Here is a 26,634-nt window from a genome sequence, read left to right as displayed (position 1 = left end):
TAAGGAGGTAAAATCTTGGCTAAACCAACACGTAAACGTCGTGTGAAAAAGAACATCGAATCTGGTGTTGCTCATATTCACGCTACATTTAACAACACTATTGTTATGATTACAGATGTGCATGGTAACGCTTTGGCGTGGTCATCTGCGGGTGCACTTGGCTTTAAAGGTTCTCGTAAATCGACACCTTTCGCTGCACAAATGGCTGCTGAAGCTGCTGCAAAATCTGCTCAGGATCATGGCTTGAAGACAGTTGAAGTTACTGTTAAAGGTCCAGGTTCTGGTCGTGAATCAGCTATTCGTGCTCTTGCGGCTGCAGGTCTTGAAGTCACTGCAATTCGTGATGTGACTCCTGTGCCACACAACGGTGCTCGTCCTCCAAAACGTCGTCGTGTATAATCGTAACTAATTTACTAACTGTACACTACATCGTTTCGAGGGAGCATTTAAATGATTGAGTTTGAAAAACCAACAATAACAAAAATTGATGAAAATAAAGATTATGGCAAGTTTGTTATCGAACCACTTGAACGTGGTTACGGAACAACTCTAGGCAACTCTCTTCGTCGTGTACTTCTGTCTTCACTTCCAGGTGCAGCGGTAACGTCAATCAAGATTGATGGAGTACTTCACGAGTTTGATACCATCCCTGGAGTGCGTGAAGATGTGATGCAAATTATCCTTAATGTAAAAGGACTTGCTGTAAAATCTTACGTCGAAGACGAAAAAACAATCGAACTGGATGTTCAAGGACCGGCAGAAGTAACTGCTGGAGATGTCTTGACTGATAGTGACATCGAAATTGTAAATCCCGACCACTATCTTTTCACTATTGCTGAAGGCCATTCCCTAAAAGCAACAATGACTGTTGCTAAGAATCGTGGTTATGTCCCAGCAGAAGGCAACAAGAGTGATAGTGCACCTGTCGGAACTTTGGCAGTAGATTCAATCTACACACCTGTTAAAAAGGTTAATTATCAAGTTGAGCCGGCTCGCGTTGGTAGCAATGACGGTTTTGATAAGTTAACCATTGAAATTATGACGAATGGGACAATTATTCCTGAAGATGCTCTCGGTCTTTCGGCACGTGTCCTAATTGAACACTTGAATCTCTTTACCGATTTGACTGAGATTGCGAAGACAACTGAGGTTATGAAGGAAACTGAAAGTGTTTCAAATGATCAAGTGTTGGACCGTACCATCGAAGAAATTGACTTGTCTGTTCGTTCATATAACTGTTTGAAACGTGCAGGAATTAATACTGTATTTGACCTCACGGAAAAAACAGAGCCTGAAATGATGAAAGTTCGTAACTTGGGACGTAAAAGTCTTGAAGAAGTTAAGGTCAAATTGGCAGAACTTGGTCTTGGGCTAAAAAATGATAAATAAAATAGGAGGATAAAATGGCTTACCGTAAACTAGGACGCACTAGCTCACAACGTAAAGCGATGCTACGTGATTTGACTACAGACCTTTTGATTAATGAATCAATTGTGACTACTGAAGCTCGTGCAAAAGAACTTCGCAAAACAGTCGAAAAAATGATTACTCTTGGTAAACGTGGTGATTTGCATGCCCGTCGTCAAGCAGCAGCTTTCGTACGTAACGAAATTGCATCTGAAAGTTATGATGAAGCAAATGATGAATACACTTCAACAACTGCTCTTCAAAAACTTTTTGGCGAAATTGCTCCACGTTATGCAGAACGCAATGGTGGATACACTCGAATTCTGAAAACTGAACCACGCCGTGGCGATGCTGCACCAATGGCAATTATTGAACTTGTATAAGATCATCAATTTTGTTGAGTGTTATGATGATGGATATCCATTTGCTGATATCTTAGTCTAGCTCTGGTCTACCGCTGAAGGACTCTTCCCTTCAGCGGGAACACTCATCATATTTTTGTAGGAAACAAAAGCGTAACGCTTGTTTACGAAATTATTCTTCCAAAGGCTTAGAGTGATTTCGTAAGCAGGCGTTTTTTGTTTGGTAAAACTTTCTCCCCAAGCTGAATTGGGAAATGCCTCTAGCGATTCCATCGCTTGGTGGGGTGAACATCGCGAATTAACTTAGTTAAACTCTCAGAGTACCTCTAAAGCATTGGGACTAAGATTTAAATTGAGAAATCAGCAGATCGTTATCTCTGATTGACTTTCGGTAGATGGCAGTTAGACTAGGATTTTTCGCAATCCGTTTTAGGCTTCTAATCTTGACCAGAGATTGTTTAAATGTTATGATGTTAATTGTTAACTAGTTAAGGAGTTTCTTATGTCTGAATTAGCGAAACGGCTGGATAGCTTTTTTAATAAAATTTTGCTACTAGCTGAACACCAAAATGAATTATTGTTGGGGCGATGTCAATCTGATTTAGAATTGACTAATACTCAGGAACATATTCTGATGCTCTTATCCCATGAACGCCTGACAAATTCTGATCTAGCAAAACGTTTGCAGGTTAGTCAAGCCGCGATTACTAAGGCGGTTAAAGCCATGATTAAACAGAATCTCTTAGAAACGCTTAAGGATGATGCTGATGCACGAATTACCTATTATTCCTTGACGGATGCTGCTAAGGTAGCTGCTCAGGAACATGACCAGCACCACCAATCAACCTTATCTGTCTATGATAAAATTTTAGATGGCTTTTCAGATGATGAGCAAAAGACTATTGCTAGCTTTATCAGCAAATTGGAGGAGGAGTTTAATTACTAATGCGCTATATTACTGTTGAAAATTTGTCCTTTCAATATGATACAGACCCAGTTCTCGAAGGGATTAATTACTACCTCGATAGTGGCGAGTTTGTGACCTTGACTGGGGAAAATGGTGCAGCTAAATCCACCCTAATCAAGGCGACTCTGGGAATTCTCAAGTCAAAGCATGGTCAAGTCAAGATTTCTGAGTTTAATCAAGATGGTAAGAAGTTGCGTTTAGCCTATTTGCCTCAGCAAATTGCCAGTTTTAATGCGGGTTTTCCTTCAACGGTTTATGAATTTGTTAAGTCGGGGCGCTACCCCCGTAATGGCTGGTTTCGACGACTGACCAAGCACGATGAAGAACATGTTAAAGTTAGTTTGGAATCAGTGGGGATGTGGGAAAATCGATACAAAAAAATTGGTGATTTGAGTGGGGGTCAAAAACAGCGAGCGGTTATTGCTCGGATGTTTGCCTCTGATCCTGATATCTTTGTCCTTGATGAGCCGACTACGGGGATGGATGCTGGTACTACTCAGACCTTTTACGAATTGATGCATCACAGCGCTCATAAGCACGGGAAGTCTGTTCTGATGATTACCCATGATCCAGAAGAGGTTAAGGGTTATGCGGACCGAAATATTCATCTAGTGAGAAATCAGGACCTGCCTTGGCGTTGTTTCAATATTCATGGTAGTGAGGAGGGGTCTGAAATTGCTTGAGATTTTACAGTATGAATTTATGCAGCGGGCTCTTTTGGCTGTTATTGCTATCAGTATTTTTTCGCCGATTTTAGGTTTGTTCCTCATTCTCCGCCGGCAGAGTCTGATGAGTGATACTTTGAGTCATGTTTCTTTGGCTGGAGTGGCCTTTGGAATTCTCTTGGGGTGGAACACGACCTGGTCAACGGTTTTAATCGTTATAATTGCCGCTCTTGTTCTTGAATACTTGCAGAGAGTTTATCGCAATTATATTGAGATTTCGACGGCTATTTTAATGTCTCTTGGCTTGGCCATTTCTCTGATAGTGGTTAGTAAGACCAGCAGCTCTAACATTAGCTTGGATCAATATCTTTTTGGTTCGATTATTACCATTAGTCAGGAGCAGGTTTTGGCTCTCTTTGTCATTGCTGTGATTGTTTTGCTTTTGACTCTCTTTTTTATCCGCCCTATGTATATTCTGACCTTCGATGAGGATACGGCCTTTGTTGATGGTTTGCCTGTCCGTTTGATGTCAGTAGCTTTTAATATTGTTACTGGAATTGCCATTGCCCTTATGATTCCAGCGGCAGGTGCCCTTTTGGTTTCAACCATTATGGTCTTGCCTGCAGGAATTGCTATGCGTCTGGCTGATAGCTTTAAAGGAGTTATTCTAACAGCCATTGGTATTGGCTTTGTTGGTATGCTGTTAGGGATTGTTCTCTCCTATTATTGGGAGACGCCAGCTAGTGCTACCATTACGATTATTTTTATTGCGATGTTTTTAATTGTCAGTCTTCTAGATCGCTTGATTAAAGATTAGTGATTGACTTTAATGTTTAATAGAAAAAGGTCGAGATGTCAGTACCTCTCGACCTTTTATATTATAATTTTCAAGTTTAGTAAGTCAAAACGAAATATTTTTTCTTACCACGGCGGATAACGGTCAGTTCATTATCAATTTTATCGCTATCAGAGATCGTGTAATCCAAATCTTGAAGGCGCTCACCATTGAGATAGATAGCCCCGTTTTGAACATCTTCACGGGCTTGTCGCTTAGAAGAAGAGATACCACTCTTGACCAACATCTCAACAATATTGAAATCATCGTCTGCCTGAACAGCATAGGTAGGAACGCCGCTGAGCCCTTGCTTAAGTTCTGCAGCAGACAAGCTTTTGATGTTTCCGGCGAAGAGCTGTTCGGTGATCTTTAAAGCTTCTTGGTAAGCTTCCTCTCCGTGAACCAAGGTAACAACTTCCTTGGCCAAAATCTTTTGGGCAAGGCGTTCGTGGCGAGCTGCGTTGAATTTTTCTTCGATTTCGGCGATTTCATCTAGAGATAGGAAGGTGAAAATCTTAAGGAAACGAACGGCATCATCATCCATGACATTGAGCCAAAATTGATACATTTCGTATGGCGAAGTCTTGTCAGCATCCAACCAGACGGCATTGCCTTCTGATTTACCGAATTTCTTACCGGTTGCATCTGTAATCAATGGAACTGTTATAACGTGAGCAGTCTTGTCTGCCTTACGACGCAAGAGATCCGTTCCGGCTGTCATGTTGCCCCATTGGTCGGAACCGCCTATTTGCAGGGTGACATTATATTTTTGATTGAGCTCGTAGAAGTCGTAGCCTTGCATAATTTGGTAGGCGAACTCAGTATAGGAAATTCCGGTTTCAATCCGTTTTTTAACAGACTCCTTACTCATCATATAGTTGACGGTGAAGTATTTACCAATATCACGCAAAAAATCGATAAAGCTGATGGATCCGAACCAGTCGTAGTTGTTGACCATGACGGCTTTATTGTCACCATTGTCAAAGTCGAGGAAGCGAGAGAGCTGGCCTTGAATCTTGCCGACCCATCCCTCAACGGTTTCTTTGGTTTGGAGGCTGCGTTCGGCATCTTTGAAGGATGGATCGCCAATCAATCCGGTTGCTCCGCCCACTAAGGCATAGGGCTTATGACCAGCCTGCTGCAGACGGCGAGAAACCAAGATAGCAACCAAGTGACCCAAGTGTAGGCTGTCAGCTGTTGGATCATAGCCGGTGTAAAAGGAAATAGTTTCCTCTTCAAAAGCTTTTCGTAGCGCTTCTTCGTCGGTTGTTTGGAAAACCAACCCACGTTCTTTAAGTTCGTCAAAAATTGTCATAGTTTCTCTCCAATAAAGATAATAGTATGACTATTATATCAGAATTGCAGACGGCCATGCAAGTTGACTTTGATTTTGATATAATAGCCTCGAGGTTAGGCTATGTTTAATAAGATAAAGGAATATGGAAGAAAGTTGGGCCGTTCCGTTACTGCTTTTAAGAGCACGTTTCAGAAGCGACTTCCAGAGCAGATTAGACAAAAAGAAGGTGGTCTCAGCAAGGGCGTTAAGAGCAAGCGAGCAGAAGCTGAGGAGAGGCTTTCTGGTAAGGATCTGGGGGCTGTTTTCTTGCGTAGTCTCAAGGTGGTATCAGACTTTTTCTATATCATTGTTCTCCTAATTTGTATGCTGGGAGCTGGTTTGGGAGTCGGTTATATGGCTAGTCAAATTGACAGTGTTAAGGTTCCAGAAAAGACCAACCTTCTTGAGCAAGTGAGTTCAGTCAGTCTAGTATCCAAATTCACCTATGCTAATGATGAAGATTTGGCTGAAGTAGATACGGATCTTTTTCGCAGTCCTGTCAAAAGTACTGATATTTCTGACAATGTCAAACATGCCATTATTGCAACAGAGGACGAAAATTTCAAGTCCCACCACGGTGTTGTTCCAAAGGCCGTTTTTCGGGCTTTAGTTTCTTCTGTTTTAGGTGTTGGTTCTACTAGTGGAGGGTCAACCTTGACTCAGCAGGTTATTAAGCAGCAGGTGGTTGGTGATGACCCTACCTTTAAGCGGAAGGCTAGAGAAATCATTTATGCTCTAGCTTTAGAGCGTTATATGACCAAGGATGATATCCTGACCTCTTATCTTAATGTTTCGCCGTTTGGTCGCAACAATAAAGGAGAGAATATTGCAGGAATCGAAGAGGCGTCACAAGGTATCTTTGGCGTGTCAGCCAAAGATTTAACAGTTCCTCAGGCAGCCTACATTGCTGGCTTGCCCCAGAGCCCTATTGTTTATTCACCTTATGCGGCAGATGGCAGTCTGAAAACTCAGGCAGATTTGGCTTATGGTCTCTCTCGCCAGAAAACCGTTCTATATAACATGTACCGAACAGGCTATCTGACTAAGAAAGAGTATCGAGCCTATAAGTCCTATGATATTAGTAAAGACTTTAAAGCAAGCGAGAATTCCAGCACAGTTAATCACGATTATCTCTACTATGCTGTCTGGGAGGAAGCCCAGAAAGATATGTATCATTATCTTATCCAACGGGATAATGTTTCTGCCTTAGATTTGAAGAATGATAAAACGGCGGCTAACTATAAGCAATTAGCTGCTGAAGCCTTGCAAACTGGTGGTTATCACATTAAAACGACTGTCAATAAAAAGGTTTATGAAGCTATGCAAGGGACTGTCCAAAGTGCAGGTAGCAGCTTAGATGCTGGAAATAGCGGGACTGTAGATGTCGGTAATGTTCTGATGGATAATAAAACTGGAGCTATTCTGGGCTTTGTTGGAGGTCGGAATTATGGGGCTAATCAAAATAACCATGCCTTAGATACTAAACGCTCACCTGGTTCCAGTATTAAGCCAATTCTAGCCTATGGCATTGCTATTGATCAGGGCTTGATGGGATCGGCTTCAATCTTATCCAACTACCCAGCTAGCTTTTCAGGTGGAACTAAAATTATGCACGGGACAGATGAAGGAACAGGAGCGGTTACGCTTCAAGAAGCTCTGGACGTATCTTGGAATATTCCAGCTTATTGGACTTATCAAATGCTGCGGCAAAAAGGAGTCGATGTTGAGGGGTATATGACCAAGATGGGCTATCAGATCGATAACTACGATATTGAAAGCTTGCCTTTAGGCGGTGGTATTGAGACAACGGTACTGCAGCAGACCAATGCTTATCAGACATTGGCTAACGGTGGTGTCTACCAACAAGGCTACCTAATTCAGTCGATAAGGGATAGCAAGGGCAAAGTTATCTATGAGCATCAAGAAAATCCGGTGACTGTTTACAGCAAGGCGACTGCCAGCATTATGACGGACTTGCTTCGTGGTCCGATTTCCTCTGGTAAGACGACCAAGTTTAAAGATGATCTTAATGGTCTTAACTCTGGCCTCATGTCGGATGCGGATTGGATTGGCAAGACCGGAACAACTGATAATTATAGCGATGTCTGGCTCATGCTAGCAACGCCAACAGTGACTCTGGGGAGCTGGGCTGGCCATGATGACAACTCACCCTTAAGTTCAAATACTGGCTATGAAAATAACGCTCAGTACATGGCTAATTTGGTCAATGCTATTAATTCAGCTGATGCTTCTGTTTTTGGTCCAGGTCAAAAGTTTGCTTTGGATGACAGTGTTATTAAAGCGACGGTTCTTAAGTCAACTGGACTCAAGCCTGCTTCGGTTTCTCATGATGGTAAAACGGCCGATTTGAATGGCGATACTACCACCAGCAACTGGGCTAAAGATGGACCTGGCGATTCCACTTATGACTTTATGATCGGAGGCAGCGATAGTGATAAGACAGCTGCTTGGAAGTCAGCTAGTGGTCAGTAGGGGCAGGGCAGATTAAATTGGCGGATGTGCGCATCTAGTAAGTGCAAATGCTGGTTTTAAAAGACTTAAGTCAAGGTCTTGGCCCTTATAAGCCCTTCCCTTAAGAATAGGTTCCTTCATTATCCTAAAATAAAAAGATTTGTCGGGACTTGGTGGAACATTTATAATAAAGACAGAATATTTTTGTCGATTCAGGAATGATAGTTAATCCTTGGAGATAGGAGGTGGCTTTCTATGCCGACAGTTTTTAATAATGATGACCTGCTCAGGCAGATCAGGCGAACTTCGACTGGGGTGGATAAGGTTTTCAAGCTGGAAAATATCAAGTTAGACTTGGGTAAAGTGAAGAACGAAGAAGGCCAAGAAGTCAGCGGTAACGATTACTTGGACCACTTGGTTGAAGCTGAAGAATATGACCAAGCTGCTCAGTTCATCGGTCAGCAGCTCAAGCATTTGAGTAACTATCAATATGACCATCTGGTGGACAGCTTTATTGCTTATTTGCAGAAGCTGGATGACGCCGCTCGAAGGCGAAATGGCCTAGACGCTGATAAGATAGAGGCTATACGTCAGGACTTGCGGGCTTTCAAGTGGTAAAGAATGGAGATGATCGAAGCTTCATAATAGAGACGGGGATATCCAGTCATGGTGGCTTAGTCTTCCCACAAAACAATCAATGAAAACAAGCAGAAGCCCTCATTAGGTGTATACTCCCAGTGAGGGCTTTGTATGTTGATGCTTTACTGATGTTTTACTCTCGATTCAAGATCGCAACTTTCAAACTAATTCTAAATGCTCTAGGACAGGTGTTTAGTATAAGAAAAACACCTACAATTAGTGATTTTCGTCTCAGACTAAGTTCCGTTTTTTAGTAGGAAGTTAGTATCATCAGGGTTACTAGGCTATAGAGTGAAAAAGTAGACTAAAATCTCTAGCTTTAAGTCTCTTTACCTGTAAAAATAAATTTGCAATTTTTAGCTAAATTGGTTATAATAATACCAACTATTTGTCGTCTAACTTGATTGAAATATTGTCCAATCAAGCGATACAGCAGTTAAATCAAACTTTTCTAGTCAGATTTAGCTGCTCTTTTTGTGCCTAATTTTGGGGATTTTTATAAATGTAACGCAAATATAAAGATTCTAAAAATTATCCATAAAATAACTCGCAGATGATGAATAAGCTGTTAATTGACCTCGACTAACTCAGCATTGAGCTGAGAAAGTCTTTGTATCTTACGATGAAGGAGATAGAAACTTGGCAGGACATGACGTTCAATACGGGAAACATCGCACCCGTCGAAGTTTTTCAAGAATCAAGGAAGCTCTTGATCTACCAAATTTAATTGAAATCCAAACGGATTCATTCCGAGATTTTTTGGAGAATGGCCTCAAGGAAGTCTTTGAAGATGTACTTCCGATTTCAAACTTTACCGATACCATGGAATTAGAGTTTGTTGGTTATGAGTTGAAAGAGCCCAAGTACAGTTTGGAAGAAGCGCGTATCCACGATGCTTCATACTCAGCACCAATCTTTGTGACTTTCCGTTTGATTAACAAAGAGACTGGTGAAATCAAAACTCAAGAAGTCTTCTTCGGTGATTTTCCAATCATGACAGAGATGGGGACCTTTATCATCAATGGTGGAGAACGGATTATCGTTTCTCAGTTGGTGCGTTCTCCAGGTGTTTATTTCAACGATAAGGTTGATAAAAACGGTAAAGTTGGTTACGGTTCAACCGTTATCCCTAATCGGGGGGCTTGGCTGGAATTGGAAACTGATTCTAAGGATATTGCCTATACCCGTATCGACCGGACTCGTAAGATTCCATTTACAACCTTGGTGCGGGCTCTTGGTTTTTCTGGTGATGATGAAATTATTGATATCTTTGGTGATAGCGAGTTGGTTCGCAATACTATTGAAAAAGATATCCACAAGAATCCAGCAGATGCTAGGACTGATGAAGCTCTTAAGGAAATCTACGAACGCTTACGTCCAGGTGAACCTAAGACAGCTGATAGTTCTCGTAGTCTTTTGACTGCTCGGTTCTTCGACCCTCGTCGCTATGACTTGGCTGCCGTTGGTCGTTACAAGATTAATAAGAAGCTCAATATCAAAACTCGTTTGCTCAACCAAACTCTAGCTGAAAACTTGGTCGATGGTGAAACAGGTGAAATCTTGGTCGAAGCCGGTACTGTCATGACTCGTGAGGTCATTGATTCTATTGCAGATGCCCTAGATAGTGGTCTTAATAGCTTTGTTTATACCCCAAATGATTACGCTGTTGTGACTGAACCAGTAGTTCTGCAAAAATTCAAGGTGGTTTCACCATTGGATGCTGACAAGGTAGTTACTATCGTTGGTAATTCTAATCCAGGTGATAAGGTCCGTGCCCTGACGCCTGCGGATATTTTGGCGGAAATGTCATATTTCCTCAATTTGGCAGAAGGTCTTGGTAAGGTTGATGATATTGACCACTTAGGTAACCGCCGGATTCGTGCTGTGGGTGAACTGTTAGCCAACCAATTCCGTATCGGTCTGACTCGGATGGAACGTAACGTGCGTGAACGCATGTCTGTTCAGGACAATGAAGCTCTGACGCCACAACAAATTATCAATATCCGCCCTGTTACAGCTGCAGTTAAGGAATTCTTCGGTTCTTCTCAATTGTCTCAATTCATGGATCAACACAATCCATTGTCTGAGCTGTCTCACAAACGTCGTTTGTCAGCTTTAGGCCCTGGTGGTTTGACCCGTGACCGTGCTGGTTATGAAGTGCGGGACGTGCACTATACTCATTATGGTCGGATGTGTCCAATTGAAACTCCTGAAGGACCAAACATCGGTTTGATCAATAACCTGTCTTCTTACGGTCACCTCAACAAGTATGGCTTCATCCAAACACCATACCGCAAAGTTGACCGGTCAACTGGTAAGGTGACTAACGAAATCGTTTGGCTGACTGCGGATGAAGAAGATGAATACACTGTTGCTCAGGCCAACTCAAAGCTGAATGACGATGGCACTTTTGCAGAAGAAATTGTCATGGGTCGTCATCAAGGGAACAACCAAGAATTTTCAGCTAGCTCGGTTGATTTTGTAGACGTTTCTCCTAAACAGGTTGTTGCGGTTGCAACCGCTTGTATCCCATTCTTGGAAAACGATGACTCCAACCGGGCCCTCATGGGTGCCAACATGCAGCGGCAAGCAGTACCGTTGATTGATCCTAAGGCACCGTTCGTTGGTACAGGCATGGAATATCAGGCCGCTCACGATTCTGGTGCTGCTGTTATTGCTCAACATGACGGCCGAGTAACCTTCTCTGATGCTGAAAAAGTTGAAGTGCGCCGCGAAGATGGCTCCCTTGATGTTTACCACATTACAAAGTTCCGTCGCTCTAACTCTGGTACTGCCTATAATCAACGCACCCTTGTGAAGGTTGGCGATCAGGTTGAAAAAGGTGATTTTATTGCTGATGGTCCTTCCATGGAAAAAGGTGAAATGGCTTTGGGTCGTAACCCAATCGTCGCTTACATGACTTGGGAAGGTTACAACTTCGAGGATGCGGTTATCATGAGTGAACGTCTGGTTAAGGAAGATGTTTATACTTCTGTCCACTTGGAGGAATTTGAATCAGAAACCCGTGATACTAAGTTAGGCCCTGAAGAAATTACACGCGAAATTCCAAATGTTGGGGAAGAAGCTCTCAAGGATTTGGATGAAATGGGTATTATCCGCATTGGTGCGGAAGTCAAGGAAGGCGACATCTTAGTTGGTAAGGTCACTCCTAAAGGGGAAAAAGACTTGTCAGCAGAAGAACGTCTCCTCCATGCCATCTTTGGTGATAAATCGCGTGAAGTGCGTGACACCTCTCTGCGGGTTCCACACGGTGGTGCTGGTATCGTCCGTGATGTCAAGATCTTTACACGGGCTAATGGTGATGAGCTTCAATCTGGTGTGAATATGCTGGTGCGAGTTTATATCGCTCAAAAGCGTAAGATTAAGGTCGGCGATAAAATGGCCGGTCGTCACGGTAATAAGGGGGTTGTTTCTCGGATTGTTCCGGTTGAAGACATGCCTTATTTGCCTGACGGAACACCTGTTGATATCATGCTGAACCCATTGGGTGTGCCATCTCGGATGAATATTGGACAAGTTATGGAACTCCACTTGGGCATGGCGGCTCGTAATCTAGGAATCCACATTGCAACGCCGGTCTTTGATGGGGCAACTTCTGAAGATCTTTGGGAAACCGTTGAAGAGGCTGGTATGGCTAGTGATGCTAAGACTGTCCTCTATGATGGTCGTACTGGTGAACCATTTGACAACCGTGTGTCTGTCGGGGTTATGTACATGATTAAGCTCCACCACATGGTTGACGATAAGCTCCACGCTCGTTCAACTGGTCCTTACTCACTTGTTACCCAACAACCTCTGGGTGGTAAAGCTCAGTTTGGTGGTCAACGTTTCGGGGAAATGGAAGTTTGGGCGCTGGAAGCTTATGGTGCTTCAAATGTGCTGCAAGAAATCTTGACTTACAAGTCAGATGATGTGACTGGCCGTCTCAAAGCTTATGAAGCTATTACTAAGGGTAAACCAATTCCAAAACCAGGGGTGCCGGAATCCTTCCGTGTCCTGGTTAAGGAGCTGCAATCACTTGGTCTTGACATGCGTGTGCTGGATGAAGATGATAAGGAAGTTGAACTGCGTGATCTTGACGAAGGTGAAGATGACGATGTCATGCATGTTGATGATCTGGAAAGGGCTCGTCAAAAGCAAGAAGCTGAGGCTGCTCGCTTAGCACAAGCTGCTGAGAATCAACAGACCGAAGAATGAGATAGCTAATAGGTTGATTGAAAAGGACTCCTTTTCAACCGCCTAGCTAAGTCTCATCATAAGCTGGACTAGGAATTGACTCTAGTTTGGCCAGATAAATAGAAAGGTAATACTAGTGGTTGACGTAAATCGTTTTAAAAGTATGCAAGTCACTTTAGCTTCTCCTAATAAGGTCCGTTCTTGGTCCTACGGGGAAGTTAAGAAACCTGAAACAATCAACTACCGCACGCTCAAGCCTGAACGCGAAGGGCTCTTCGATGAAGTTATCTTTGGTCCTACTAAGGATTGGGAGTGTGCCTGTGGTAAATATAAACGGATCCGCTATAAAGGGATTGTCTGTGATCGCTGCGGGGTTGAAGTTACTCGTGCCAAGGTTCGTCGCGAACGCATGGGTCACATCGAATTGAAGGCTCCGGTTTCTCACATCTGGTATTTCAAGGGGATCCCATCACGCATGGGCTTGACTTTGGATATGAGTCCGCGAGCTTTGGAAGAAGTTATTTATTTCGCAGCCTATGTGGTTATCGATCCTAAGGATACACCGCTGGAACGCAAGTCTATCTTGACTGAGCGTGAATATCGAGAAAAACTGCAGGAATATGGTTATGGTTCGTTCGTTGCTAAGATGGGGGCGGAAGCCGTTCAAGATCTTCTGAAACAAGTAGACTTGGAAGCGGAAATTGCAGAACTCAAGGAAGAATTGAAGACTGCTTCAGGTCAAAAACGGATCAAGGCTATCCGTCGCTTGGATGTTCTTGACGCCTTTCAAAAGTCAGGCAACAAGCCAGAATGGATGGTGCTTAACATCCTGCCAGTTATTCCACCTGATTTGCGCCCAATGGTTCAATTGGATGGTGGTCGTTTTGCGGCATCTGACTTGAATGACCTTTACCGCCGTGTTATTAACCGGAATAACCGTTTGGCTCGCCTCTTGGAACTCAACGCTCCAGGTATTATCGTGCAAAATGAAAAACGGATGCTGCAAGAAGCAGTTGATGCTCTGATTGATAATGGTCGGCGAGGTCGTCCAATTACAGGACCTGGCAGTCGTCCGCTTAAATCTCTCAGCCACATGCTGAAAGGTAAACAAGGGCGTTTCCGTCAAAACTTGCTGGGTAAACGGGTTGACTTTTCAGGTCGTTCCGTTATCGCTGTTGGTCCAACACTCAAGATGTATCAATGCGGTGTGCCGCGTGAAATGGCTATCGAGCTTTTCAAACCTTTTGTCATGAAGGAAATTGTTGCTCGTGAATATGCTGGTAATGTTAAGGCTGCCAAGCGTATGGTTGAACGCGGTGATGAACGGATTTGGGATATCTTGGAAGATGTGATCAAGGAACACCCCGTTCTCCTCAACCGGGCACCTACCCTGCACCGACTTGGTATCCAAGCCTTTGAGCCTGTTCTGATTGATGGTAAGGCTCTGCGCCTCCATCCGCTGGCTTGTGAAGCCTACAATGCCGACTTTGATGGAGACCAAATGGCTATCCACGTGCCTCTGTCTGAAGAAGCTCAAGCAGAAGCTCGTCTCTTGATGTTGGCGGCCGAACACATCCTTAACCCTAAAGATGGTAAACCAGTCGTTACCCCATCTCAAGATATGGTTTTGGGGAATTACTACCTGACCATGGAAGATGCTGGCCGTGAAGGCGAAGGTATGGTCTTCAAGGACAGGGATGAAGCTATCATGGCTTACCGCAATGGTTTTGCTCACTTGCATACCCGTGTTGGTATCGCAACGGACAGCATGCCAGAAAAACCTTGGACTGAAAGTCAAAAGGGCAAGGTTATGATTACGACTGTTGGTAAGATTCTCTTTAATGATATCATGCCAGCAGAACTGCCATATCTGCAAGAACCAACTAACAGCAATCTGACTGAAAAGACTCCTGATAAGTATTTCTTGGAACCAGGTAGCGATATCAAGCCAGCTATTGAAGCACTTGAAATCAATGAACCATTCAAGAAGAAACACTTGGGTAATATCATTGCTGAAACCTTCAAACGCTTGCGGACGACAGAAACGTCTGCCTTCCTTGACCGTTTGAAAGACTTGGGTTACTATCATTCAACCCTGTCTGGTTTGACAGTTGGTATCGCCGATATCCCAGTTATTGACAATAAACAAGAAATTATCGAAGCTGCCCACAGTAAGGTTGAACAAATTAATAAGGCCTTCCGTCGCGGTTTGATGACGGACGATGATCGCTACACAGCTGTTACAAATACTTGGCGTGAAGCTAAGGAAGAATTGGAAGAAGCGCTGATTGCTAACCAAGATCCTAAGAACCCTATCGTTATGATGATGGACTCAGGAGCTCGGGGGAACATCTCTAACTTCTCTCAATTGGCTGGTATGCGTGGTTTGATGGCGGCTCCTAATGGACAAATCATGGAATTGCCTATCTTGTCTAACTTCCGTGAAGGTCTGTCCGTACTGGAAATGTTCTTCTCTACTCACGGTGCTCGTAAGGGTATGACCGATACAGCTCTCAAGACCGCCGATTCAGGTTATCTGACTCGTCGTCTGGTCGATGTGGCTCAAGATGTCATCATTCGCGAAGACGACTGTGGTACCGATCGTGGTTTGACCATCACAGCTATTACCGATGGTAAGGAAGTAACTGAAACCTTGCAGGAACGCTTGGTTGGTCGTTATACCAAGAAGAGTGTTAAACACCCTGAAACTGGGGAAGTTTTGGTTGAGCCTGATACCTTGCTGACCGAAAATATGGCAGCTGAAATTGTCAAGGCTGGCGTTGAAGAAGTCACCATTCGCTCTGTCTTCACCTGTAAGACTCGTCATGGGGTCTGCCGCCACTGCTACGGTATCAACTTGGCAACAGGTGATGCGGTTGAAGTTGGGGAAGCTGTTGGTACTGTTGCTGCTCAATCCATTGGTGAACCTGGTACTCAGTTGACTATGCGGACCTTCCACACCGGTGGTGTTGCTTCAAATACTGACATCACTCAAGGTTTGCCTCGTATCCAAGAAATATTTGAAGCCCGCAATCCTAAAGGGGAAGCGGTCATCACAGAAGTTAAAGGGCGTGTGACTGACATTGAGGAAGATGCGGCAACTCGTACCAAGAAGGTTTACGTTGAAGGTAGAACTGGTAAAGGTGAATACGTGGTGCCATTTACGGCTCGAATGAAGGTTCAAGTCGGGGATAAAATTTCCCGCGGTGCTGCTTTAACTGAAGGATCTATCCAGCCAAAACATTTGCTGGAAGTGCGTGATACCCTGTCAGTTGAAACCTATCTCTTGGCAGAAGTTCAAAAAGTTTACCGCAGCCAAGGGGTAGAAATCGGTGACAAGCACGTCGAAGTTATGGTTCGCCAAATGCTGCGTAAGGTGCGTGTCATGGATCCCGGTGATACGGATCTTCTGCCAGGTACGCTCATGGATATTGCTGACTTTACAGATGCTAATAAGGATATCGTCATCGCTGGCGGTATTCCTGCAACCAGCCGTCCAGTCCTTATGGGGATCACTAAAGCTTCTCTGGAAACCAATTCATTCCTATCAGCAGCCTCTTTCCAAGAAACTACTCGTGTCTTGACCGATGCAGCAATCCGTGGTAAGAAAGACCATCTGCTCGGTCTTAAGGAAAATGTTATTATTGGTAAGATCATTCCAGCTGGTACTGGTATGGCTCGCTACCGTAATATCGAACCTCAGGCTGTTAATGAAGTTGAAATCATTGAAGAAGAGGTAGGACCAAGTGAAGAGGAAGCTCAAGAAGCTCAAGCGCCAGTTGCTGAATAATAACTCAAACTTCTTTCTGAAATCTGTATAGATATAAGAAGAGCTTTCCGGCCTCTCCTAGTTTTAGGAGGGGCTTTTTCCTTCTTAAAATCAAGGAAAGTTTGACTTGATAAACTATTTGAAAAGGCAAAACTGATAAGAAAACGAAACAGAATATTTACATTTTCTTAATAAACTGCTATAATTGAAAACGTTATAGTCATTCAATGGATTGGGCGGGTCTTGTCCTGAGACCGGTTCAAGTCTATTTTTATTTGGCTAGGGAGAAGAAGCGTTTAGTTTTCCCTGACGCTTAGGATAGAAGGAATTTTATGGTATTAATAAAAAGAAAATTCAGAAAAAAGCTTCGTAAGAATGCTAAGTGGATTGTGGCTGCTGGGGTGATACTGGTTGGTGTTACAGCTCATAACTTTACCCAAACAAATGATTCTAAGCATGAGATTAATTGGTATACACCGACTGAAATCATTACTTTGGATGTTTCTAAGAATACTGATCAATATTCGGCAATGGCTATCGGTAATTCTGGCAGTAACTTAATGCGGGTAGATAAACATGGTGATTTGAAGCTAGATTTAGCTAAAAAGGTGGATGTGTCGGCTGATGGTTTAACCTATACGGCGACCCTGCGCGATCATCTCAAATGGTCGGATGGCAGTGCCTTGACAGCACAGGACATTGTCTATTCTTGGCAGCGCATGGTCGACCCGAAAACGGCTTCTGAATATGCTTACTTGACTCAGGATGCCCATGTTCTCAATGCCGATGAGATTATCGCTGGCAAGAAGCCAGTCAAGGACTTAGGTGTTAAGGCAGAAGGCAACAAGGTTATTTTTACTCTTAGCAAGCCGGCTCCTCAGTTCAAATCTCTCTTATCTTTTTCTAATTTTGTGCCACAGAAAAAATCCTTTGTGGATAAAGCTGGAGATAAGTACGGAACGGCTTCTAAGTATTCTGTCTATTCAGGCCCTTATAAGGTTGAACATTGGAACGGTACTAGTGGTAGCTATAAATTGGTTAAGAATAAATACTACTGGGATGCAAAGCATGTTAAAACCAAGGTTGTCAATGTTCAGACGGTCAAAAAGCCTGATACGGCTGTTCAGATGTATAAACAAGGGGATCTTGATTATGCTAATATTTCTGCGACCTCAGCTATGTATAATGCTAACAAATACAGCAAAGAGGTTGTTAAGGTTCCAGAAGCAACAACCACCTATATCGTTTACAATCAAACGGGGGAGGTTCCTGGTTTGACCAATAAAAAGATTCGTCAGGCTCTCAACTTTGCAACTAATCGTAAGGGAGTGGTTAAGGCTGCTATTGATACAGGCTCTAAGCCGGCTACTGCTTTGGCTCCTGAAGGATTAGAGAAATTGCCGGGTGGAAGGGATCTAACGGATTATGTGGCTCCGGGCTACACTTATGATGTTAAAAAAGCTAGTCAGCTCTTTAAGGCTGGGTTAGCAGAAGAAGGGCTAAGTTCTTTGAAACTCGTCGTTACAGCTGATTCTGATCAGCCTGTTGCCAAGGCAGCGGTCGACTATATCAAGGAGACATGGGAGAAAGCCCTGCCTGGTTTAACTGTTGAGGAAAAATTTGTTACCTTCAAGCAGCGCTTGGATGATACAAAAAATCAAAATTTTGATGTGGCTCTTGTTCTTTGGGGTGGTGATTACCCGGAAGGTTCAACTTTCTACGGTCTCTTCACCTCTGACTCTGCTTATAATTATGGTAAGTTTTCAAATACGGATTACGATGCTGCTTACCAAAAGGCTCTGACTACTGATGCTTTGAATCAAGCGGCAGGTGCAGAAGATTATAAGGCAGCAGAAAAAGCCCTTTACGACGAGGCTCTTTACAATCCAATCTACTTCCGTTCAACTCGAGCTTTACAAAATCCACATTTGAAAGGCCTGATACGGAATGCAACTGGACTTTACACGGACTTTACCTATGCCTACAAGAAGTAATCAACGTCAGGCAAGAGGGTGAGGGCTAAGCCATCATGGCTGTCTATCTCACTCTCTTGTTTGCTGATTTTAAAGGAATCAATAATATGGTGAAATATTTATTAAAACGTATAGCAATCTTGTTAGTTACTCTTTGGGTGGTTGTAACCCTGTCTTTCTTTCTTATGCAGGTTTTACCAGGAACGCCTTACAACAACCCCAAGTTAACGGATGAAATGATTGCCATGATGAACAAGCAATATGGCTTGGATAAGCCGCTCTGGCAGCAGTATCTGACCTATCTCTGGAATATCCTGCACGGTGATTTGGGAACTTCTTACGCTTCTATTAATCAAAAAGTGTCAACCCTGATTGGTCAACGTTTGGCTGTTTCTGCTCAACTGGGTATTCAGGCTCTGGTTGTCGGTGTTATCGCTGGTCTTTTTGTCGGTGCTGTTTCAGCCCGCAATAAGAATAACTGGATTGATAGTGTCTTGAGTGTTATCTCAACTCTAGGTATCTCCGTACCGTCCTTCATTATTGGACTTTTTCTCTTGGATTACCTCGGTTTCAAGTGGAATCTTCTGCCTTTAGTTGGTTGGGGTAGCTTTAGTCAGTCCGTCCTACCAACTCTAGCTTTGGCTATTCCGGTCTTTGCTCAGGTTACACGCTTCTTCCGCAGTGAAATGATTGAAACCCTCAATACAGATTACATTCAGTTGGCTCGAGCTAAGGGGCTGACTTCATCAGAGGTAACAGAGCAGCATGCCTACCGCAATTCCATGATTCCAGTCTTGACCTTAGTTGGTCCGCTGGCTGCTAATATTTTGACGGGTTCTGCCTTGATTGAGCAAATCTTCTCAATTCCCGGTATCGGGCAGCAATTTGTCAGCTCCATTCCCACCAAGGATTATCCAGTTATTATGGGAACAACGATTGTCTATGCTCTCATGCTGATGGTGGCTATTCTGGTGACAGATATTGTGATTAGTATTGTCGATCCTCGGGTTCGCTTGCAGTAAGGAAGGATACTATGGACGAAAGACAAACATTTAAACTTGTGGGTGCGGGCAGCACGCTTTCACAAGAAAAAATTCAAAAGCCTACCCTGACCTTTATGCAGGATGCTTGGCGACGGTTGAAAAAGAATAAATTAGCCTTAGTGGCTCTCTGGTTCTTAGGTTTCATGCTGATTTTTGCCGCTATTTCAACGGCCTTTGTCAGTAAGGAAGATGCCAATACTTTTAACAGTGATAAGGTGACCACTTACCGCAATTTGCCTCCTAAAATCAGCGATCATTTACCTTTCTGGAATGGGACAATCAAATATTCTGGTGCTGATAAGAAGACAGATGTCTATAAGGAACAAGAGGTTCCCAAGGGTCAAAAATTTATTTTAGGAACCGACAACTTAGGCCGAAGCGTGGCCAAGCGGGTTATGGTCGGGATTCGGATTTCCCTTTTGATTGCTGTGGTTGCGACCTTGATTGACCTCCTGATTGGCGTTAGCTATGGTCTGATTTCAGGTTTTATCGGCGGTCGGATCGATACCATTATGCAGCGGATTATCGAAGTTATCTCTTCAATCCCTAACTTGGTTATCGTAACCATGCTGGGGCTCCTTCTGGGAAATGGGGTGACGGCTATCATCATCTCCATCGCTATTGTCGGTTGGACAGCGATGGCTCGTCAGGTCCGCAATATGACCCTGTCCTATAAGGAGCGGGATTTTGTCCTAGCTTCAAGGACTCTGGGCGAAAGCAGGATCAAGATTGCCTTTAAACACATTCTGCCAAATATTTCAGGGATTATCATTGTACAAATCATGATGACTGTACCTAGTGCCATTATGTATGAAGCTGTCTTATCAGCTATCAATCTGGGGGTGAAGCCACCGACGGCTTCCCTAGGTTCTCTGATTACCGATGCCCAAGAATACTTACAATATTATCCCTATCAGCTGATTATTCCAGCTCTTGCCTTGGTCTTTATTTCCCTAGCCTTCATTCTCTTGGGTGATGGTCTGCGGGATGCCTTTGACCCTAAGTCAAATGCTGATGAGTGAGGAGGTCCTTATGTCAAAAGAAGAAATTTTAAGCGTCAAAGACCTTCATGTGAATTTCCATACCTATGCTGGCGATGTCAAGGCTATTCGAAATGTCAATTTTGAACTCTACAAGGGTGAAACGCTAGCTATCGTTGGCGAGTCTGGTTCTGGGAAGTCTGTCACAACGCGGACGCTCATGGGCTTGTCGGCTAAAAATGCTGAGGTCAGTGGCGATATTCAGTTTAAGGGTCGCAATCTCAATGAACTGGATGAAAAAGATTGGGTCAGCGTTCGTGGTAATGAAATTGCCATGATTTTCCAGGATCCTATGACCAGTCTGGATCCAACCATGAAAATTTGGAAGCAGATTGCTGAGCCCATTTTGATTCACGATGACGAAATGGAGTTCGACCAGGCTTTTGAAATCGCTGTTGATTTGATGGAAAAAGTTGGAATCCCTAATGCGCGTGAACATGCTAATGATTATCCTCATCAGTGGTCTGGAGGGATGCGGCAGCGGGCTGTCATTGCCATTGCCCTGGCTGCTAATCCAGAAATCCTTATTGCCGATGAACCGACGACTGCTCTGGATGTAACGATTCAGGCTCAAATTCTGCACCTGATGAAGGATATTCAGCAGCAAACCGAGAGTTCCATTATCTTTATCACCCATGATTTGGGTGTCGTTGCTGGTATGGCTGATCGGGTTGCCGTGATGTATGCTGGTAAGATTGTTGAATACGGCAGTGTTGATGAAGTTTTCTACAATCCGCAACACCCTTATACTTGGGGACTTCTTGGTTCCATGCCAACCATAGGAACCGAGTCTGGCAGTCTACAAGCTATTCCTGGGACACCACCGGATTTGCTCAATCCGCCTAAAGGGGATGCCTTTGCTGCTAGAAATGCCTTTGCTCTGGATATCGATCATGAGGAAGAGCCGCCCATGTTTAAGGTATCTGATAGCCACTATGCAGCTACTTGGCTTTTAGATGAGCGGGCACCTCGGGTGACACCGCCAGACTTTATCCAAAAACGGTGGAAACAGTGGCAGGAATTAGAAGGGAGACAAAAATGACCCAAGACCCTAAAAAATTAGTCCAAGTCAAAAACGTTTCCCTGACCTTCAACAAGGGAAAATCCAACCAAGTCAAGGCTATTGATGATGTTAGTTTTGATATCTATGAAGGTGAAGTGTTCGGTCTGGTTGGAGAATCAGGTTCAGGTAAGACGACTATTGGTCGCTCGATTCTTAAGCTCTATGATATTGACGGTGGTGGCATCAGTTTTAATGAGAAATCCGTTGAAGCCCTTAAGGGTAAAGACCTGCATGACTTCCGTAAGGATGCCCAAATGATTTTCCAAGATCCACAAGCCAGTCTCAATGGTCGGATGACTATCCGAGATATTATTGCCGAAGGCTTGGATATCCATCATTTGACTGCAAGCAAGGAAGAGCGTCAAAAGAGAGTAGAAGAGTTGATTGAATTAGTCGGTCTCAATAAGGACCACCTCTCTCGCTACCCGCATGAATTCTCTGGTGGTCAACGCCAGCGGATTGGGATTGCCAGAGCTCTGGCGGTTAAACCTAAGTTTATCGTAGCCGATGAACCTATCTCTGCCTTGGATGTTTCCATACAGGCTCAGGTGGTCAACCTTATGCAAAAACTTCAGCATGATCAAGGTCTGACCTACCTCTTTATCGCCCATGATCTGTCCATGGTTAAGTATATTTCTGATCGTATCGGCGTGATGCACTGGGGCAAGCTCTTGGAGGTCGGTCCAGCTGATGAGGTTTACAATAACCCCATCCATCCCTACACCAAGTCGCTTCTATCAGCCATTCCAGAACCGGATCCAGAGCGAGAACGGACTCGGGTGCCTCAGGTTTATGACCCAAGTCTGGAAGAAGACGGCCAAGCCCGCCAAATGCACGAAATCACTCCTGGTCACTTTGTCTATGCAACTGACCAAGAGGCTGAAAACTATAAGAAATAAAAGGACCTCAGCTCTAACCAGCTGAGGTTTTTCTTATTGTTTTTTCGCTTGAAAATTATGGGGAATAATGTGGCAAAAGAAGTTGAAAACTTGAACCCCTGAACTCGAGTAGCGACCAAGATAGGCTCGTGTCTCCAAATGTGGGGGGCTAACCTAGCTTCCTACTTTTCTTCTTAGGGAAGAGTAGGAAGGTGAAAACAGCCAGTCCAACAAAGCAGATGGAATACCGATAGAGCTCAGTGAAGGCTTTGGTATAGCGACCTTTAGCATAGGTTTTAATGGCTGAAATTGCCTTATTGATCTGTTGGTTGATGGTTTGTAGTTTGGCCTGAACTTGGGTCTCAACTTTGCCGTGAATGGCCTGTTTGGCCTGATCAGGAAGGTGGTTTGGATAGTTGCTCAAGACCTTCTGATAGTTTTCATTGATCATGGCTTGTTTTTCTGTTTGGCTGAAATGATTTTTGGTCGTTTTAGCTTGTTTAGCTTTGCCTAGAGCCTCGATGGAAGTATCAGCAATCATCTTTTGTTTATCCTTAGGAACTTGGATGGTCTTAACTTCCTTTTTAATATAAGTAATAGATTCATTTTTTGCTGTAGTGAGGTTGCTATAGAGCCCAGTCACATAGATAGCGACTGCTAAACTAATCCCAACCTGCCGCAGGACTCCTGCCACACTTTGAGAAGCTGTCAGGAGATTGCCAGTAAAATCGGAAGCGGCTAGAACCGTTATGGGACCAGCGATAATACCGTAGCCCATCCCCAAGATCAGACAGGTCAGGGTTGTCTGAAAACTATTAGTCATATCAATTTTTGTGAAGAGGACATAGGCGATAGTCATGAGTATGAATCCGCTCGCAATAACGAGACGTGATCCAAGTTTGTCAATAATCAATGCAGCCAGAGGGGAGAAGATAAAAATCATGACCGTTATAGGTGTTACTAATAGTGCAGCCTCAAGTTCAGTTTTGCCTTGCACCCGAGTAAAGTAGGTTGGCAGAACAACTGTGACAGCGACCAGAAAGACATTGCTTAGAACAATAGCTAAAGCTGATCCAGTAAATTCTTTGTTCTTAAAGAGGGCCAGTGGCATCATAGGAGCTTGAGCTTTTCCTTCCCACCAAATAAAGAGGGTTAAAAGAAGGGCTGAGCTGATTAAGAGTCCGATAATAGTCGGGCTAGTCCAATGCCAAGTCCGTCCTTGAACCAAGCCTAAAGTGAGGGAAAAGAGAGTTGCCATGCTAAAGATAGCACCCAGAAAGTCAATTCTGGCTGTTTCTTTTGCTTCATGCCGGATAAAGCAAATCAGGCAAATGACAAGGGAAATAATCATCAAGGGGAGATTAACGAGAAAAATCCAACGCCAGCCTAGGTACTGGGTGAGCATTCCGCCGATAGTTGGCCCCAAGGCTGCAGCAAGCCCTTGCGTGACGCCCAAAGCGGCAATGACTCTCTTTCGGGCGGAAATACTAACAGTATTGATTCCTAGAGTCATCGAGAGAGGAAAGACAAGGGCTGCCCCGATACTTTGGATACTCCTACCGATAATTAAGAAATTTAAGTCCTTACTTAAGGCGGATAGAAGGGAACCCAGCATAAAAGTCATTAGTCCCAAAAGATAAAATTTTTGTTTGCCAAATTTTTCAGCTAATTTACTCAAGGGAATAGTTAAGGAAGCAAAGACAATGGTATAAACATTAAGGGCCCATTGTAGGTCGTTGAGTGTGACTCTCAGGCTATCTTGAATAGCTGGTAGAGCAATATTCATGACGGTCGTATCTAACATACAGAGGAAGATGCCGATACACATAGCAAAAATAGTAAAGGTCCGTTTCATAAGAAGTCTCTCTTTCTTTTATATTAACAATGATAATATAAACTAAATAAATAATAATGTCAACTATATTTTTGTTGACACTTATTTGAAATACTTTTATAATAAAATTGAAAGCGAGGATAAGCTATGAAAGGTAGAGATGTCATTTTGGGAATTCTGAGCCGCAAAGAGCGGACAGGCTATGACATTAAAAATATTTTAGAAAATCAGCTCTCCTATTTTTATGATGGAACCTATGGAATGATCTATCCGACCCTGCGGAAGTTAGAAGCAGAAGGGAAGATAAAAAAGGAGGTCGTCATTCAAGAGGGCCGGCCCAATAAGAATGTTTATGCGATTACTGAAGCTGGGCGAGAAGAGTTTGTAGCTTATTTTGAGTCGGCAGTAGATGATGAGACAGTTAAATCAGATTTACTTATGCGGCTCTTCTTTGCTACAGACCTATCCAAGGAAAAGTTGCAGCCACTTCTAGCAGAAGGGATTGCTCGTAAGGAAGAGAAAATTCAGCAGCTGCATGATAATCTCCAGACTTGGAAAGAGGATGGAGGCTTGACTAGTACTCAGGAAATGACTATTAAGTATGGTTTGGCCTATTATGAAGCTACTAAGAAGGTTTTAGAAGATGCCCTGAAAGATCTTGAGCAATAAAGAGGATTCTATGGCACCAACCATTCATCTGTCTTGAAGATGATTCCCCCCTTGGTTGGACTTGGCTAGTAATGGTGTAGGACAGCTCGGTTCGTCAAGATTCACTTGAGATTCAGATGGCCTATCAGTCTCACTTAGTCCAGACAACTATGAGCTTTTCCGAATTATCGACTGGTTAAACTGAGCTGGGGTTACTATGAGACAGGAGACTAGGGTGCCAATTGAGGATAGGATTGTTTCTTATGTTAGTGGCCGTTTTTCTTTAGTACAGTCTGAGCTACTGGTGGCATACTAGACGGATGACATAAATATAAAAAGTAAAAGGCTCGCTTGAGGCGGGCTTTTCCTTTTGTCCCAAGGCCAAAGCGGAAAATCTAAACGAATGTGATGACCATCGTTCATCTTATTTTCAACCTCAAAAGGTTTCTCAGACCTTTTTAATCGAGAAATGAAGCTTGCAAAGCAAGTGTTAAAAATGCTCTGGGGAGAGACCGTTTTAGGTCATCACCTTGAAACTAGGGCGTGGTGAAAACCAAATTTTTAAATCTTAGGGTTGATCCCACTCTCTTTTCCTTATGGACATGATTGAATGGTAAGCTAGAAAAACGTTCAAAATAAGATTTTTCTCTTGACAGGTGAGTGATCACTCACTATAATAGAGGTGTTGCTGGGTGAGCAAACACTCACCTGAGATTATTCAGGAGGAAGAGATTAGAAGGCTCTAATTTTCTTCATCTCCTTTTGTCAAAAGGAAGTGACATTGATGGAAAATCGAATTGTTTTACAGAATTTACACAAGATTTTTGGGCCTCAAACGGTATTGGATGGGGTTAATCTGACTCTAGCTAAAGGTGAGATTTTAGGGTTGATTGGGCCATCTGGAGCTGGGAAGTCCACATTGATTAAGACGATGCTAGGTATGGAAAAGTCAGACAGCGGTCAGGCTCTGGTATTAGATACCCAAATGCCTGATCGGCATATCTTAGGGCGGATTGGTTATATGGCCCAGTCTGATGCCCTTTATGAGAGTTTGACAGGGCTGGAGAACTTGGAATTTTTTGGTCAAATGAAGGGGCTTGTGCGAGAGGAATTAACGCGTGCTGTCTCCCATGCGGCTAAGGTAGTTGATTTGCAAAATAGTCTAGAAACCTATGTTTCTGCCTATTCTGGCGGGATGAAACGAAGGCTCTCACTCGCTATAGCTCTACTTGGGAATCCAGAACTCTTAATTTTAGATGAGCCAACGGTTGGTATTGATCCTGCTCTTCGGCGGGAGATTTGGAAGGAACTGCGTGCTATTCGAGACCAAGGGCGGTCAATTTTGATTACCACTCATGTCATGGATGAGGCCGAACTGACCAATCGGGTAGCTCTTCTTCTGGCAGGTAAGATTATTGCCTGCGATGAGCCAGATAAACTCAAGGAAACTTATAGAGTGGACTCTATTGAAGAGGTTTTCCTAACAGTAGAAAGCAAGTGAGGAAT

The 26,634-nt window shown here is 43.5% G+C and carries 19 protein-coding genes; 17 read left to right on the top strand and 2 right to left on the bottom strand.

Translation table 11 applies throughout. The annotated features are described in order from the left end of the window. The first annotated feature begins 15 nt into the window (after positions 1 to 15). The 6 genes from rpsK (at position 16) to G7Y32_RS07085 (ending at position 4,218) form a co-directional block, all read left to right on the top strand. Positions 16 to 399 carry a 30S ribosomal protein S11 gene (gene rpsK, locus G7Y32_RS07110; RefSeq protein ID WP_002959353.1) on the top strand — a complete coding sequence of 128 codons (384 nt, stop codon included), beginning with the start codon at positions 16 to 18 and terminating at the stop codon, positions 397 to 399. 51 nt (positions 400 to 450) lie between these two features. Then, on the top strand, positions 451 to 1,389 hold the full coding sequence (locus tag G7Y32_RS07105) for a DNA-directed RNA polymerase subunit alpha (RefSeq protein ID WP_165212433.1): 939 nt from the start codon (positions 451 to 453) through the stop codon (positions 1,387 to 1,389). 14 nt (positions 1,390 to 1,403) lie between these two features. After that, the gene (gene rplQ / locus G7Y32_RS07100; RefSeq protein ID WP_165212431.1) at positions 1,404 to 1,790 is read left to right on the top strand and encodes a 50S ribosomal protein L17; all 387 of its coding nucleotides are present in this window, start codon (positions 1,404 to 1,406) and stop codon (positions 1,788 to 1,790) included. A gap of 481 nt (positions 1,791 to 2,271) precedes the next feature. After that, positions 2,272 to 2,715, top strand: a complete 444-nt coding sequence (locus G7Y32_RS07095; RefSeq protein WP_165212429.1) for a zinc-dependent MarR family transcriptional regulator — start codon at positions 2,272 to 2,274, stop codon at positions 2,713 to 2,715. Next, positions 2,715 to 3,419, top strand: a complete 705-nt coding sequence (locus tag G7Y32_RS07090; RefSeq protein ID WP_165212427.1) for a metal ABC transporter ATP-binding protein — start codon at positions 2,715 to 2,717, stop codon at positions 3,417 to 3,419. Before G7Y32_RS07095 ends, G7Y32_RS07090 begins: the two co-directional genes overlap by 1 nt. Next, positions 3,412 to 4,218 carry a metal ABC transporter permease gene (locus G7Y32_RS07085; protein ID WP_165212425.1) on the top strand — a complete coding sequence of 269 codons (807 nt, stop codon included), beginning with the start codon at positions 3,412 to 3,414 and terminating at the stop codon, positions 4,216 to 4,218. The genes G7Y32_RS07090 and G7Y32_RS07085 overlap by 8 nt, the downstream gene beginning before the upstream one ends. Positions 4,219 to 4,294: 76 nt before the next feature. Here the strand turns inward: G7Y32_RS07085 and tyrS are convergent, their stop codons facing one another. Further along, on the bottom strand, positions 4,295 to 5,551 hold the full coding sequence (tyrS, locus tag G7Y32_RS07080; RefSeq protein ID WP_165212423.1) for a tyrosine--tRNA ligase: 1,257 nt from the start codon (positions 5,549 to 5,551) through the stop codon (positions 4,295 to 4,297). A 102-nt stretch (positions 5,552 to 5,653) separates the two neighbouring features. Between tyrS and pbp1b the strand changes: the two genes are divergently transcribed. From pbp1b to G7Y32_RS07035, 9 genes are all read left to right on the top strand, one after another. Beyond that, a complete protein-coding gene (gene pbp1b / locus G7Y32_RS07075) occupies positions 5,654 to 8,065 on the top strand; it encodes a penicillin-binding protein PBP1B (RefSeq protein WP_241154216.1) in 2,412 nt (803 codons plus the stop codon). A gap of 234 nt (positions 8,066 to 8,299) precedes the next feature. After that, entirely contained in the window at positions 8,300 to 8,662 is a 363-nt protein-coding gene (locus tag G7Y32_RS07070; protein WP_165212421.1) for a hypothetical protein, read from the top strand. A 660-nt stretch (positions 8,663 to 9,322) separates the two neighbouring features. After that, the gene (gene rpoB / locus G7Y32_RS07065; protein ID WP_165212419.1) at positions 9,323 to 12,901 is read left to right on the top strand and encodes a DNA-directed RNA polymerase subunit beta; all 3,579 of its coding nucleotides are present in this window, start codon (positions 9,323 to 9,325) and stop codon (positions 12,899 to 12,901) included. Positions 12,902 to 13,016: 115 nt separating this feature from the next. Beyond that, entirely contained in the window at positions 13,017 to 16,670 is a 3,654-nt protein-coding gene (gene rpoC, locus G7Y32_RS07060) for a DNA-directed RNA polymerase subunit beta' (protein ID WP_165212417.1), read from the top strand. A gap of 311 nt (positions 16,671 to 16,981) precedes the next feature. Beyond that, positions 16,982 to 18,643: a peptide ABC transporter substrate-binding protein gene (locus G7Y32_RS07055; protein ID WP_165212415.1), complete on the top strand. Its 1,662-nt coding sequence runs from the start codon at positions 16,982 to 16,984 to the stop codon at positions 18,641 to 18,643. A gap of 86 nt (positions 18,644 to 18,729) precedes the next feature. Next, entirely contained in the window at positions 18,730 to 19,644 is a 915-nt protein-coding gene (locus tag G7Y32_RS07050) for an ABC transporter permease (protein WP_165212479.1), read from the top strand. An 11-nt stretch (positions 19,645 to 19,655) separates the two neighbouring features. After that, positions 19,656 to 20,687, top strand: a complete 1,032-nt coding sequence (locus G7Y32_RS07045; RefSeq protein ID WP_165212413.1) for an ABC transporter permease — start codon at positions 19,656 to 19,658, stop codon at positions 20,685 to 20,687. Positions 20,688 to 20,697: 10 nt separating this feature from the next. Next, positions 20,698 to 21,747 carry an ABC transporter ATP-binding protein gene (locus tag G7Y32_RS07040; RefSeq protein ID WP_165212411.1) on the top strand — a complete coding sequence of 350 codons (1,050 nt, stop codon included), beginning with the start codon at positions 20,698 to 20,700 and terminating at the stop codon, positions 21,745 to 21,747. Further along, complete coding sequence (locus G7Y32_RS07035; RefSeq protein WP_165212409.1) at positions 21,744 to 22,667, top strand: ABC transporter ATP-binding protein; 924 nt, start codon at positions 21,744 to 21,746, stop codon at positions 22,665 to 22,667. Before G7Y32_RS07040 ends, G7Y32_RS07035 begins: the two co-directional genes overlap by 4 nt. Positions 22,668 to 22,815: 148 nt before the next feature. On the opposite strand, the gene G7Y32_RS07030 is transcribed toward G7Y32_RS07035, so the two are convergent. Further along, positions 22,816 to 24,501: an MFS transporter gene (locus G7Y32_RS07030; protein WP_165212407.1), complete on the bottom strand. Its 1,686-nt coding sequence runs from the start codon at positions 24,499 to 24,501 to the stop codon at positions 22,816 to 22,818. Positions 24,502 to 24,627: 126 nt separating this feature from the next. On the opposite strand from G7Y32_RS07030, the gene G7Y32_RS07025 reads away from it, so the two are divergent. Together G7Y32_RS07025 and G7Y32_RS07020 are read left to right on the top strand one after the other, a co-directional pair. Next, complete coding sequence (locus tag G7Y32_RS07025) at positions 24,628 to 25,149, top strand: PadR family transcriptional regulator (RefSeq protein WP_004226204.1); 522 nt, start codon at positions 24,628 to 24,630, stop codon at positions 25,147 to 25,149. A gap of 763 nt (positions 25,150 to 25,912) precedes the next feature. After that, positions 25,913 to 26,629, top strand: coding sequence for an ABC transporter ATP-binding protein (locus G7Y32_RS07020; protein ID WP_165212405.1), 717 nt, complete (start codon positions 25,913 to 25,915; stop codon positions 26,627 to 26,629). The last annotated feature ends 5 nt before the right edge of the window (positions 26,630 to 26,634 follow it).

This window comes from Streptococcus tangpeifui, from assembly GCF_011038795.1.
GTDB classification, from domain to species: Bacteria; Bacillota; Bacilli; order Lactobacillales; family Streptococcaceae; genus Streptococcus; species Streptococcus tangpeifui.
This window is presented reverse-complemented; position numbering and strand designations above follow the sequence as displayed.

What these genes read in the sequence shown, in the direction of transcription:
- G7Y32_RS07035 (WP_165212409.1), top strand. Translation starts at nt 21,744, where the DNA reads ATGACCCAAGACCCTAAAAAATTAGTCCAAGTCAAAAACGTTTCCCTG.
- G7Y32_RS07040 (WP_165212411.1), top strand. Translation starts at nt 20,698, where the DNA reads ATGTCAAAAGAAGAAATTTTAAGCGTCAAAGACCTTCATGTGAATTTC.
- pbp1b (WP_241154216.1), top strand. Translation starts at nt 5,654, where the DNA reads ATGTTTAATAAGATAAAGGAATATGGAAGAAAGTTGGGCCGTTCCGTT.
- G7Y32_RS07055 (WP_165212415.1), top strand. Translation starts at nt 16,982, where the DNA reads ATGGTATTAATAAAAAGAAAATTCAGAAAAAAGCTTCGTAAGAATGCT.
- G7Y32_RS07050 (WP_165212479.1), top strand. Translation starts at nt 18,730, where the DNA reads ATGGTGAAATATTTATTAAAACGTATAGCAATCTTGTTAGTTACTCTT.
- G7Y32_RS07025 (WP_004226204.1), top strand. Translation starts at nt 24,628, where the DNA reads ATGAAAGGTAGAGATGTCATTTTGGGAATTCTGAGCCGCAAAGAGCGG.
- G7Y32_RS07020 (WP_165212405.1), top strand. Translation starts at nt 25,913, where the DNA reads ATGGAAAATCGAATTGTTTTACAGAATTTACACAAGATTTTTGGGCCT.
- G7Y32_RS07070 (WP_165212421.1), top strand. Translation starts at nt 8,300, where the DNA reads ATGCCGACAGTTTTTAATAATGATGACCTGCTCAGGCAGATCAGGCGA.
- rplQ (WP_165212431.1), top strand. Translation starts at nt 1,404, where the DNA reads ATGGCTTACCGTAAACTAGGACGCACTAGCTCACAACGTAAAGCGATG.
- G7Y32_RS07045 (WP_165212413.1), top strand. Translation starts at nt 19,656, where the DNA reads ATGGACGAAAGACAAACATTTAAACTTGTGGGTGCGGGCAGCACGCTT.
- tyrS (WP_165212423.1), bottom strand. Translation starts at nt 5,551, where the DNA reads ATGACAATTTTTGACGAACTTAAAGAACGTGGGTTGGTTTTCCAAACA.
- G7Y32_RS07030 (WP_165212407.1), bottom strand. Translation starts at nt 24,501, where the DNA reads ATGAAACGGACCTTTACTATTTTTGCTATGTGTATCGGCATCTTCCTC.
- G7Y32_RS07105 (WP_165212433.1), top strand. Translation starts at nt 451, where the DNA reads ATGATTGAGTTTGAAAAACCAACAATAACAAAAATTGATGAAAATAAA.
- G7Y32_RS07095 (WP_165212429.1), top strand. Translation starts at nt 2,272, where the DNA reads ATGTCTGAATTAGCGAAACGGCTGGATAGCTTTTTTAATAAAATTTTG.
- G7Y32_RS07090 (WP_165212427.1), top strand. Translation starts at nt 2,715, where the DNA reads ATGCGCTATATTACTGTTGAAAATTTGTCCTTTCAATATGATACAGAC.